General features: G+C 35.2%; 13 protein-coding genes. 6 read left to right on the top strand and 7 right to left on the bottom strand.

From position 1 onward, the window contains the following. Positions 1–528 precede the first annotated feature (528 nt). Positions 529–1,280 (bottom strand): IS5 family transposase gene (locus tag ACG916_RS18115; protein WP_419286659.1). Its coding sequence is split into 2 segments (ribosomal slippage): positions 529–1,052 and positions 1,052–1,280, totalling 753 coding nucleotides; the frame shifts between segments, so codons are not numbered across the junction. Positions 1,281–1,430: 150 nt separating this feature from the next. Beyond that, positions 1,431–2,378, bottom strand: coding sequence for a replication initiation protein RepM (gene repM / locus ACG916_RS18110; protein ID WP_010117601.1), 948 nt, complete (start codon positions 2,376–2,378; stop codon positions 1,431–1,433). 392 nt (positions 2,379–2,770) lie between these two features. Between repM and ACG916_RS18105 the strand changes: the two genes are divergently transcribed. From ACG916_RS18105 to ACG916_RS18090, 4 genes are all read left to right on the top strand, one after another. Continuing rightward, positions 2,771–3,409 carry an AAA family ATPase gene (locus tag ACG916_RS18105; protein WP_004726798.1) on the top strand — a complete coding sequence of 213 codons (639 nt, stop codon included), beginning with the start codon at positions 2,771–2,773 and terminating at the stop codon, positions 3,407–3,409. Between the two features lie 2 nt (positions 3,410–3,411). Next, complete coding sequence (locus ACG916_RS18100; RefSeq protein ID WP_004969894.1) at positions 3,412–3,711, top strand: hypothetical protein; 300 nt, start codon at positions 3,412–3,414, stop codon at positions 3,709–3,711. A 344-nt stretch (positions 3,712–4,055) separates the two neighbouring features. Further along, a complete protein-coding gene (locus ACG916_RS18095) occupies positions 4,056–4,538 on the top strand; it encodes a transporter (protein ID WP_419286660.1) in 483 nt (160 codons plus the stop codon). Positions 4,539–4,542: 4 nt separating this feature from the next. Then, positions 4,543–4,902, top strand: coding sequence for a hypothetical protein (locus tag ACG916_RS18090; protein WP_005245139.1), 360 nt, complete (start codon positions 4,543–4,545; stop codon positions 4,900–4,902). 533 nt (positions 4,903–5,435) lie between these two features. Here ACG916_RS18090 and ACG916_RS18085 read toward each other — a convergent pair. The 5 genes from ACG916_RS18085 to ACG916_RS18065 form a co-directional block, all read right to left on the bottom strand. Continuing rightward, entirely contained in the window at positions 5,436–6,701 is a 1,266-nt protein-coding gene (locus ACG916_RS18085) for a type II toxin-antitoxin system HipA family toxin (protein ID WP_000934717.1), read from the bottom strand. Further along, on the bottom strand, positions 6,701–7,006 hold the full coding sequence (locus ACG916_RS18080) for a helix-turn-helix domain-containing protein (protein WP_000366814.1): 306 nt from the start codon (positions 7,004–7,006) through the stop codon (positions 6,701–6,703). The genes ACG916_RS18085 and ACG916_RS18080 overlap by 1 nt, the downstream gene beginning before the upstream one ends. 920 nt (positions 7,007–7,926) lie before the next feature. Next, on the bottom strand, positions 7,927–8,184 hold the full coding sequence (locus ACG916_RS18075) for a hypothetical protein (RefSeq protein WP_004726728.1): 258 nt from the start codon (positions 8,182–8,184) through the stop codon (positions 7,927–7,929). Between the two features lie 349 nt (positions 8,185–8,533). Beyond that, on the bottom strand, positions 8,534–9,130 hold the full coding sequence (locus tag ACG916_RS18070) for a putative adenosine monophosphate-protein transferase Fic (protein WP_004658347.1): 597 nt from the start codon (positions 9,128–9,130) through the stop codon (positions 8,534–8,536). Positions 9,131–9,142: 12 nt separating this feature from the next. After that, positions 9,143–9,310 (bottom strand): YhfG family protein, encoded by a 168-nt coding sequence (locus tag ACG916_RS18065; RefSeq protein WP_002125865.1) that lies wholly within the window; start codon positions 9,308–9,310, stop codon positions 9,143–9,145. A 274-nt stretch (positions 9,311–9,584) separates the two neighbouring features. Here ACG916_RS18065 and ACG916_RS18060 point away from each other — a divergent pair, with 274 nt between their 5' ends. Both ACG916_RS18060 and ACG916_RS18055 read left to right on the top strand, forming a co-directional pair. Beyond that, positions 9,585–10,049, top strand: coding sequence for a hypothetical protein (locus ACG916_RS18060; RefSeq protein ID WP_000911011.1), 465 nt, complete (start codon positions 9,585–9,587; stop codon positions 10,047–10,049). 12 nt (positions 10,050–10,061) lie between these two features. Continuing rightward, complete coding sequence (locus ACG916_RS18055; protein ID WP_002058482.1) at positions 10,062–12,401, top strand: hypothetical protein; 2,340 nt, start codon at positions 10,062–10,064, stop codon at positions 12,399–12,401. Position 12,402: the final 1 nt, after the last annotated feature.

Here is a 12,402-nt window from a genome sequence, read left to right as displayed (position 1 = left end):
CTCAGGATTACATAAGATTGTAAGTTGTGTAAGTTACATAACTTATGTAACTTTATAATTTCATCTTCCTGGCTAATTAATCCAGATCAGTTCTTCGTACTAGTGGAACCTGTAATTTTCAGTGCTGCACTTCCATATATGGACAAATCCCTGACAAGCATTACCGGGAGAGGTTTCCATCGCATCACTCTCCTCAGGATTACATAAGATTGTAAGTTGTGTAAGTTACATAACTTATGTAACTTTATAATTTCATCTTCCTGGCTAATTAATCCAGATCAGTTCTTCGTACTAGTGGAACCTGTAATTTTCAGTGCTGCGCTTCCATATATGGACAAATCCCTGACAAGCATTACCGGGAGAGGTTTCGATCGCATCACTCTACTCAGGATTACATAAGATTGTAAGTTGTGTAAGTTACATAACTTATGTAACTTTATAATTTCATCTTTCTGGCAAATTAATCCAGATCAGTTCTTCGTACTAGTGGAACATATAATTTTCAGTTTATAAAACTAGGGCGTGTCCTCATTTGGCTTGACACCAAATAAACATGCAAGCAATGTAAATCATAGACTGGTAATTTCGTGCAAGCTTATCAAATCGGGTTGCAATCGCTCGGAAATGCTTCAATCTCGCAAACACATTTTCAACTAAATGTCTTAATTTATATAGATATTTATCAAACACCTTATTCGATCTCTTACTGTTTGATCTCAATGGAATAATGGGAATCATATCCTTGTTCTGGGCATATATTTTAATGTGCTCAGCATCATACCCCTTATCAGCAATGAGATAAGTTGCCTCGCCTACAGTATCAATCAGTTGTTTTGCAACTTGACTGTCGTGGACGCCACCCCCAGTGATTTTAAAATCAATCGGTAATCCATTCGCGTCGGTTGCAAGATGTATTTTTGTTGTTCGTCCACCACGTGATTGTCCAATTGCTCTTTCGAAACCATTCCGAGCTCCACTTGCATGTTGATGCACGCGTATGTAGCTTCCGTCAATGAATACCCATTCTTGATCCAAGACGCCTCGTAATCTAAAAAAAATTTATTCCACAATCCCTTGCTTGCCCAACGATTAAAACGATTATAAGCAGTTTGCCAAGGACAAAATTCTTGAGGAATATCACGCCATGTGGCGCCTGTACGCAGTTTCCATAAGATCACTTCCATGATATTTCTACTATTTTTTGAACGGTAGCAACCATGTAATCGCATAGTATCTTGAATTTGCTGCCAGATATCATCGGTAAGAAGAGTACGTGCCATTGAAAATATAGAAATAAAAATAACTCAAAGGAGGATTTTAAGTATTTAAAACCAATTCTTCAAATGAGGACACGCCCTAGGGTTACCAGGGCAGACTAAATTTTTCCTATAGGTTTGTAGTGTTCAAAATAAAAATTTCTATTATTCAGGTTATGATAACTTTTCTGATTTATATTTTTCTTTATAGCCCACTTTTAACAAATCAGAATAATACTTTTTTACCTTTTCAGGGTCGAGGAGTTCAAGTGAAATCCTTTCTTTAAACGCTTCGATCTCTTCGCCTACATTGGCATATTTCCCCCCGAATTCGGGATATTTGATAAGGTCACACAATTTTTGAGCGAAAAATATAGATTGTTTTGGTGTCAGCTGATATGCAGGTTCCAGTACCTTATCACTAACAATTAAGGAAGCTTTTTGATTAAAAGAAAATTCGATATGTGTAATTGTTCTCCCTTCTTTTTTCTGCTCATAACTTACGTCGATATCAGTAAGTTTATTAATTTGATCTATGGCAACCGTCAATACACGCTTTTTGAAATCTCCCATGGTTTTATATTCATTTTCAAGTAGACCTAACTTATCACGCAATTCAACCATACTAATATATAGCTTGCCTTTGCTACGCCATCTAATCAAAAGTTCATACAGCCGTATAGCGTATACACTAGATAATTGAGAAATTTGCTTTAATTCATAACGAGTAAACTTTTCTTCAAGTTTTACAAAAAGCTGTAAAATATCAGGAGCAAAAATTAGTTGAGCACATGCAGCTTCTTTAACATAGCCAACTTTTGATACCCAACGGCTTTTGTAGACCGCTGGCTTACCTGTAACAGGATCTATGGCCTTATAGGTGAGTCTACGTTCAAATAAGTTATCACACGCTCCCTGAAGAGCCTCATAGGCCGCTTGACGACCCAAATTAAAGTGCTTCATGTATTCAGACGCATGTATTGTTAGCAATGTATCCGATGTAAGCTCTTTTTCAATTTCCCTAGCTGCAATAATTGCAACTAAAATTAAGCGTTGTTCAGACAGAGTCAATGCATAAGATGCTTCAATCAAGTTATTGTCTTTATAAATTAGATTTGCCATATTGTGATTAAAGAAATAAATTCCATTAATAGACATTAACATTTAATGTCCATTAATGGAAGATCTATTTATGCCAGGAAAACGTCCATTAAATAAAGGAAAACGTCCATTTAAATAAAGGAAAACGTCCACTTATTGTCAGGAAAACGTCCATTTAAATAAAGGAAAATGTCTACTTATTGTCAGGAAAACGTCCATATAAAACCTCTGAAAACTGGACTTCATAAGGCATTCAGAGGTTCTATAAATATAAATTTATAAAATATATATAAAATTAAAAAAGAACATTACTTGTGGATAACTTTTTTTTAACTTTATTTTTCACAATAGTTGATTCATGAGATTGAAACTTGTACATTATTTTCAACAAAATTACGTAACTTACATAACTTATGATTATTTTAGTAGGTGGTGAAAAAGGCGGAGCTGGTAAAAGCTGCCTTGCCCAAAACTTAGCAGTTTATTTACAAGAAAAGAATAGAGATATTCTGCTTCTAGATGCAGATCCTCAAGGCACAACAACTGACTGGATTAAAGAACGTGATGAGAATGAGGATTTAAAAAATATTCCATCTGTACAAGCTTCAGGCAATATTCGTCAAGTTTTAAAAGATTTATCAAAAAGATATGAAGATATTATCATTGATGCTGGTGGACAAGATTCGGAAGCATTACGTTCTGCTATGACTATAGCAACACATATGCTCTTGCCTTTTAGGCCTAAACGTAGAGATCTAAAGACTTTGGATCATATGGAACAAGTATTAAAACTGGCACGAGCAGTGAATCCAGATTTGAATGCAAGAGCAATCATTACACAATGCCCAACATTACCGTCACAAGTACAGCGAATTTTAGATGCTAAAGAAGCCTGTGTATCGTTCGGAATAAAAGCATTAGACCACATCACGACAAATCGAAATGTTTATGATGATGCAGATGAAAATGGCTTATCTGTTTTTGAAGTAACAAGTGATCCTAAGGCAAAAGCAGAAATTGAAGGGATAGCTCAAGAGTTTTTAGGAGTATAACTATGGCAGGTCTTAGCGGTTTAAAAAAGAAAACTGACGAGCTTTCAGATCAGGATAAACTGGTTGAAAATTTCATATCTGGAGCTGATAAAAGAGTTAAGGATCTAGAAGTTTCACAAAAGAAATTCGTTCGTTGTACCTTTTCTTTGAACCAAGAATTAAGTGAATTAATTGATGAGTTAATTATCAAAAGTAATAACGCTCGTGTTAACAGATCTAGTATTGTAAGAATAGCTTTAGAGTCACTGGCAGAGCAGAATTTAGAAGATTTTAAGCAGCTCGTTGATAAAAGTTTTAAATAAAATAGAGAATGGAAGAGGTTATTCAATCTATAAGATTAAATAACCTAACTTCATAACTTCATAACTTCATAACTTTACTGGCAAATAATTTAAATATTTTGATTTGTTGATAAACCTTATATAGACATCGCGATACTTTGATATTGGAAAATCAAATGGTAAAGTTATTACGTGATATATCACGTTAACTCATTGAGCTGTTCTGTGTTAGCTGGATAGAAACATATAACATCATAATCGGTATTTTTAGGCTAAAGATATTCTGTTGGGCCTAAGTAGTAAATTTAGAAATTAACCATTTCAACTGTATTGAGCTTGTATAGCCAGTATCGATTGAGAGAGTCATGATAGAAAAAATTGGGCATGCAAAAAAAACACCTGAAGTTTTCACCAAGTTAAGTTACGTTTTGATATTAGATTTACCAGACTTTATTCAAGATTTTGTATTGGATCTTAAAAATAAGATGGATGATGAAATCAAAAGAATGCTTGACCAGGCAGCAAAAGACAATCAAAACGTTGATGAATTTGAAATTTTAAAGTGGTTACTCGATACAATTGATGTAGCTCCTGAAGAAACTGAAGAGGTTAAAAAGCACCAACATAAAGAGGTGCATGCTGTGCTATTTACTTGTTTTTTTACTCAATTGTCCGAGGCCTTAAGTCTGAAGTTATCAGAACATATGAGAGTGGAGTCAAAACCGCAGCGTTGTGTTAAAAAATTGACTCAAAGAACTTATAAAAAATATTTTGGTTTGCCTAAAAACTTCAAGCTCAAGTTAGAACGAAACCTGAAAATCAATTTTTACCCTGAAAAATTATGGTAACTGTATGACTAATACTGATGGATTGTCAGATCTACACGAAGAAATCAAAGTATTGGAAAAGTGGGTAAATCAGTCACTTGGTGAAAAAAAAGCTATTTTCAAAGATTTCGACGTTCAAAATAAGAATGAGTTGTATGCTGCTGCAGAAAAAATCCAGGTTACTATTAAAAAAAAGAGAATTGTGACGGAACATAAAATTCTGGCTGGTTTAACTCAATGGACTAAAATTGAACAAGAAGGGCATCAGTATGGTTATCTGTTGACTGGATTAATTTGTGAAATGCTCAAAGAACTTATCAATTTACCGAATTCTAGTTCTAAAGATAACACTAAATATAAAAAAAATGGAAGAATAATTTACTAAGTTATTGTTTTTAAGTTGATCCTTGTTTTATATGGGGGTGATAATAACTTCTGATTACTAGTTTTTACCTTAAATATACCGATTGAAAGATTCATTTAAAGGCTATGAATACATGAGTTTTACAGTTTGGCTAGGTCAGCATGAGTACTTTTCACAAGATTTAAGATCGACCATGAACGTGATTAAGTTATAGGGGATTGATGAAATAGTTTTTATGAATTTCTGGCTTTCTGGGCTGATTTTATCAAATTCATGTCTATGCAAAATTGCGACATATTTCTCGTGCTGGTAGTTATCCAGAGTTTGGTCTGCATCTATCCATAGTGCAGACCTTTTTTTGGTGACAGTTTTTTCTTAGTGATTTTCGATCTGGATGTAGTGATTTCACGTTTGCAGAATATATCTTAGCGGTGATCCATCTAATATTCGTGATTATAAAGAGAGCTAATTCACAGGTTCTACAGATTATGTAGCGACTAACTATATCAAAGTCTATTTGCAGTTGATGGTTGGCGCTTAGTTTATATTTACGCTTAGGTTTCAGTTAAAAAATCAATATTCTGTTGAATCCGTGATTGAATCATCTGTAGGGTAGATTCTCGAATTTGATGGGGATACAGGCGCTGCGCAATTTGACTAAATTGAAGTGCAATTTCACGCATGGTCAAGATGATCTCATCGACTTCTAGAGTAGTCAGATTAGCTTCTGAAGTACCGAGTTTATGTATGTCATTTCGGGAAATATTGAGCGCTTCTCCCATAATGTCCATTTGATGATAACCACCTGGACCCTCGCAGAAGGTCACATCATAGGCTGGAGCCAATTTCCATTGACCATTTTTCTCCATGAGAAATGAAAAGTTCTTAGTATGGTCATCCCGATTATTGAAAAGCACATTAAACACAGCACGTTTAAAAGCATGCAATCTTTCTCGTACATCTTGCGTACACATCAAGGTTGCCCGGAGAAAATTGCGATAGTCTAGGCTACCTGGAACTTTATAGTCTGCTCCTGTATATGCAGCCAAACTCTGCATTGGAATCCGCATACCATTTTGACGATCGAATCGTTTAGAAGCAAAAGCCGTTAAACCATTGGGCAAATTAAAGAAATGGGTATCTGGAGTCTCAATTGCACAAAGTCGCAAACATTCTGCATAGACGGCTTCAATGGCGCAGACTTCAGGATGCTCTTGCTGAGCAGGAAACTTAATCAGCCAGGCTTCATGTTGATCAGAATCTTGAGTCGAAAACTCTAAATTGACAGGATCTCGGTAAACCAACGCTTTTGGTCTGGCACCTTGAGGGGAGCCACCCATGACCAATAAATGCTGTAGAAATTCACCACCTTCACCTTTGAGTACTTCTTGAACTTCCTGGGCCAGTTGTTGTAAAGGGATATTTTCTGAGGTTTGCATGTCAGCAACACAAGGTTCAAAGGAGAGGGCACCCATTGCGTGACTACTAATATAGGTCAGACGCTCCAAAGGTCCAATTCGTGCTGAATTTAAGCCAATTTTTTTGAAATATCGATCCATCAACATCATGCCCCAACCATCTGGTAAAGCGTCATAGACTGGACCTGGGAGTCCCATTTGATGAGTAGGAAAACCTTGTCTGAATGGTAGACCTTTTAAAGGCAGCAAGTAAGAAGAGAGCTCAACACCTTGCTGTATTGCTTCTGGACTATATTCAAAAGCAATGGTGGGTCTACCTGTCGTGGCTGTTGAACTAATCAGCGTTCCCCATAACCATGATTCGCCCCAACCGTTGTAATAAACATTAAGTCTATTGAGCATTATCCCTTCCTCTTAATACGGTGGCGCTTACTTTGACTCTCATAGCGAAGAATGTCATTCACACTGTTAAGCTGAGGTTTAAATAGTTCCTGAAGTTCGTTTAATCGACCCAAGACCATTGCAATACGGACTAAATTTTCAACAGATACATTTCGTCCCGCTTCAAGATTCGAAACTGTATTCACGCCGACACCAGCGCGTGCTGCTACCTCAGCTTGAGACATCTCCAGAAAGAGTCGTTGCTTACGTAAACGCTCACCTAAAAGAGTCACAACTTCTTCTGGTTTAGTGAAATATAAATCCATTAAATTGGGTCTTAAGAATGAATAATTTAATTAAATCACAAAATAATGGAATTAATCTATAGCTATAGTGTGGCTAAGGAGGGCTTTGTTGCACAGCACATCAGAAGGGTAGGTATAGTCCTTGGGTATCGGTTACAGAAAATCATCAGGATGTACTTTGACTGATTGTTGATACGGAGATTTCAGTATTTTCATTTTTCCTAATAGGTCACATTACTTAGAAAGGGTTCTTCGAAAATTAGTTCATACTTTAAAAATCCTATAAATATTGAGGATATTTTCTTAATGCTTTCAATATAGCATGCGGCTATATGTAACTCGAACGGGCTTAATCTGCCTTTCAGTATAAATTTTTTGGGCGTGAGAGGGGAGAGGTGTGAGGGCAAGCAATTTATATCGTGGATACTTCTAAATTACTTATGTAATAGAAGGTGGTAAACATGGATTTAGAGGTAATAACACTAAATATAAAAAAATTGGAAGAATAATTTATTAAATTATTGTTTTTATGTGGTTATTGGTGATGTTATGAATAATAATAACTTTTTTCTTGATGAATTTTACCTAAAAAAATTGATCAGATAATTTTCTTTAAATGTCATGCATACATAAATTTGACAGTTTGAAGGGATCGGTATGTGCATTTTTCACAAGGTTAAAGATCGACCATAAATGTGATAAACGGCAGAGGATCATTGAAAAATGAATGGATTTAAACACTACATGTATGCACGAAAAAAAGTATCGCTGCGGTTCTGCTGACAGGCTGTATTGAGCATTGAATGCAAATGATGTAGTAATTGTCTACAGGCTATAGGACCAGCATGAAGAAGAATGAAATGTAGTTGCCAATTTATAACCTTGGTTGAAAAGCATAGCATTGTTATTCGGAGAAGTGAGGTAAGCCATCCTTCTCTTATTCATTTAAAATGATTCTTACTCAACTGATCTCGACTCATGGGCTGGTTCCAATTAGACGGATAATAACTTCCATCCCCTATCTTTTTCTTACCACATTTCTTGCATTTAATCCCTTCTTTGGAGATTTGATTCAGCATCACTGTTGTCGGTTGAATCAAATCAATGACATAGTTCGTTGGTTCAGGAAAAGCAGAAGAGGCTGCTTTATTGCAAAAGAGAACATTCGGATCAAATGGATTGGATTGCACAAAAGCCATGATACAGCCACAGAGTAATTCACCTGCATGTAATCTGTAACATCCATTCAGGTCATCAGACGAAGATTAATCTGAAATTTAAGCACTAAACGCCATAAATCTATGTATGGGCAGACTTTTTTGAGACATATGTTGATAAACATGCGGCAAGTTACATTGCTTAAAAGTCTATCTAAGTTAACGATCTATTCAATTCTGGATAAGTAATCTGAATATTACGATCCTAAATTACCCGAAGAGTATTAAGATTTCTAAGAATCGTGATTGTTGGTTTATTTGGGAAATTAATCAGTGGATTGAAGCAAAGATGATGGCTCATTAAGGATTGTGGGCTTCGACTACTTAAATTTTAGGTATTTTGAATAAAGCATATTTCAAAAATCTTAATTAATGGATTTAAATTACCATAAAAACCTTCAATATTGGCTTGAATCCATTGTTGTTGAGAGTCAATGCGAGACCAATCAATACCATAACCACAATGAGCAATCAGATGCTCAAAGAAAATCCGTTGTGTACGTCCATTACCTTCACGGAATGGGTGTATGACATTAAGCTCACAATACAAGTCGGCAAGTTGAGGAATCAGTTGTTGTGGTGCTAAGCCTTGAAAGTATTTTTTTTCTTGAAGCGGTTTGAGTAGTTTATTGGTTTCAATTTCAATACGGGAAAAATTACAAAAACGGGTGTCACCTTTGGAAATATCGATTTGTCTTAACTTTCCTGCCCAGTCGTATAAGTCGCCAAAGAGCTGCGCATGAATTGATTTTAAGTATTGTAAGTCGTAAGGTGGTTCAGCATATTCAATTAAGTTACTTGCCAATCCAGACAGTTCTAGTTCAGCTTGTTCTAAAATTTGTTCATCATGAATATTGAGTTTGTTCTTTAGGATATTTGTGCCAGGGTAACAATACAGGCTGTCACCCATTTCCCCATATTTATCCATACATGCACCTGACTAAGTTTCGGGTTGCGAATACTTCTTATATTTTTGCAAGATTTCAGCTTTACTTTGTTGAGTTGTTTGAGCTGTCGTTGTAATGCCTTCAAGCTTTAGGCTGGCTTGATAGTTTTGCGCACGTGTCGCTTGAATATATTTTTTTTTCTGTTCAGTGGTTCTGAGCATTTCGAAACTCCATTGATGCTACACGTGAAGTAAGTATAGCAGAGAATCTTTTTGATCAATGCTGCATACACAGCATTTCAAAATGTAATACAACGGTATTGTTTCATGTAATAACAGAAAACTAAAAAAAAGTGGAAGAATTTTTAAAATTTAGACCACCCATGATAAGTAAACCATATGTATTTGTTGATAATTGTAATTTTGAGAAAATTTAGTTGATAAATTAAATGAATTTTAATATACAAAGATATGCTCATTTTTTATATCGATAAAAATGTTAAAATTTGACTATTTAGTAAAAAATATAGAGATATTTATGGGGCAATTTATCATGCCCTTTTGCTTTGAGCGACAAAATGTTCAATTTAAGATAGTAAAAATTAACTCAGAACTACTGAAAATCAAAAAGATTAAACAGAGCCAGAAAGTAGTAGTACAAGCAAAGTTCAAAATAATCTATGTGAAAATTTGGCAAAAAATATTGCTATTAATGCAAACGGAGCCATGCTTACGTGTACATTCTAATTATGTTGCAATCTTACAGTTGATACATAATCTTGATGATTTTATCGAAAAATCACAGCAACACTTGTGCTTTGAGAGAAAAGCTCAGAAAGAGCTGGATGCTAAATTTTTTGCTAGATTTTTTAAGCTGACAAAGAGTTCAATAAAAGATCAACTTTTACCAAATTGTTCAGATCGTAATGAATTTAACCAATGCAATTTGATAAAAAATTAAGCGAAAGCGAATATGCCAAAGATTGAAACAGAAGAGCAATTCTTAGATTTAGCAGAAAAATTCCAAAAAGATTATTGTTTATTACGCAATCATGTTGTGAATACACAATTTGTCGATCTATCAGATGATTTACGTGAAAAAGCCCATGCTCTATATAAGGAAGCACAACAGATATATGGCTATATATCTAGTTCTAGACAATTAGGTAAATATTATTATCTAGCTTCTTTAAGTTATTTTGCATGCCCGACTACTAGTAATACTCAAGAGCTGTCGTCTGAACGTTATTTGATTCTACAAGCGAGTTTTTTAACATATCGGCAGTATCAAGAATTTGCAAAAATTGATAAAGCTGAGAATAAGCAAAAACATGTTTGTGATCTCTTTCGCTATGTATCACGATATGTTCTGGATTCTAATCATGCTGAATTATTTCAAGAATGCAGTGAGCTACTAAATCGCTATGTCATGTACGAACGTAACTTGAAAAAGGAGGATCGTAATCAACTTTTTAATATTAAAGATTTCAAACAAGTACAAGCCATAGAGTATTTATCGGCTCTATTAATAATTTTTAAAAGACTTGATGATCGTCGTGTTGTTCATCGTCAGCGTAAGTCAAAAAAAAGTAAAGTTTTGCAATGGCCGACGAAAAATGAACTCAAAAAATTTCGTGAAATTAAAACGGGTAAGCAAGTAGATATTGGACATAACGCAAAGATCAGTATTTATGATGCCGCTCTTCACAAAGATGAAGAGGGTGAAGTTGATCTATTAGATCCTGAAATGGAGTTTTATTCAGAAGATGAAAAGTCTAAAAATTTAAATTATATACTCAGCGATAATGCGACGCATCTAATGCGGCATCGCCAGCGCCGTCATGCTCCTTTTGTTACAAATCCACATTATTTGGCGCCAGATATACTGAAGCAAATTGTTTATGTGTTGAGAACCGAGTTATCCGGGCACTGGAGGGATGCTGCAATCGCTGCAGCATGTTTATTGTCACTTTTGACGGGATTATCACCCGTCGCACTGATGGATTTTAACGAGCTTATTCAAGATGGAATTTTGATCCAGAATGGTTCAAGTAGACGTCGCGAATATTTACTCAAATTAAATCTTAAAATTACAGAGCAGAAGATTAAGAGCTTAAATCATGTGCGGTGGAATGAAGTGATGACACATCAACTACATTTACCTTCTGCTTGGTTTGACTATATAGAACAAGCATCGAATCCACTAATTTCATCAACACACATTAATACGAAACTTAAGAATTGGCTTGATAATCGGTTTGTAGGTTCGATCACTGTAGAAAAACTGCAGGCTCAATTATATTTTCATATATATTATGAAACATATAATGAATATCTTGCTCATGTAATTGCTGGGCGGGATAGTCAGCATCACATGCCTGGTATCTATTATGGCGGGCTACCGAAAACTCAACTCAGTAGCACATATCTAGCCTTTTTAGAAAAAGCACTTACACCACATTCCACACATTTTACTGAAGACACGGCTGAACTAAAAATATTGCAACAACAATTCAAAGTGCAATCTGCATTATCTATAGGAAGGATAGGGAGCCAACTGGCACTTGAACCCAATTTTGTGAAAGAGCAATTCCATATTTTACATAGACATTGTCACGAAAACATCCAAGAAGATAAGCACATTATTAATCAACTTAATGCATATGCGTGTTGGATGTGGCATATCAGTTTGTTGAGTTTGGCAAGTCGGCCTAAAAAAAACCTGTTGGGGAATTTGGATGATTATTGTGTTGAGCTCAAGCTTTTATATGTGAATGATAAAAAAAATAGTAAAGCAAGAAAAGATGGTCGTTTTATCCCTTTATCTGATTTTTTCATAAAAACACTGCAAAATTACACTGCCTTTTTAGAACAAATTATTGAAGCGTACGGTTCATTTTTTAGACAAGTCTTTGCAAAGAAGAAGATAACTGTAAATGATCTTTTTGGTAAGGTCATTTTTAGTAAAGATATCTTGCCGATAACTGTCAAAGAATGGCAGAGCAGGAAAATTAAGTTAATCCCTTTATCGAGAAAATGGGTGAATTCATATATGCAAGGAGTCTTTCCAAAGAATATGTATTCGAATTGGTTACGTCATTTTGACATGAACTTTTTGATGCATGAGCAGCAAGAGGGTAAACCAGCATTAGCTTTTCACTTAATTCAGGCCCTGTATGGTCATGACCAACGTGACCGAGAGGCTTTTCATCCGCATTCTTCACTTATCCCGAATGTCTATGTACAGCAAGCCCGCCAGCAATTGCAAGATAATGTCAAATCTTTATCGATTAAACACTTAGAGCGAAAATAGT

This window comes from Acinetobacter legionensis, assembly GCF_048552295.1.
Classification (GTDB): domain Bacteria; phylum Pseudomonadota; class Gammaproteobacteria; order Pseudomonadales; family Moraxellaceae; genus Acinetobacter.
This window is presented reverse-complemented; position numbering and strand designations above follow the sequence as displayed.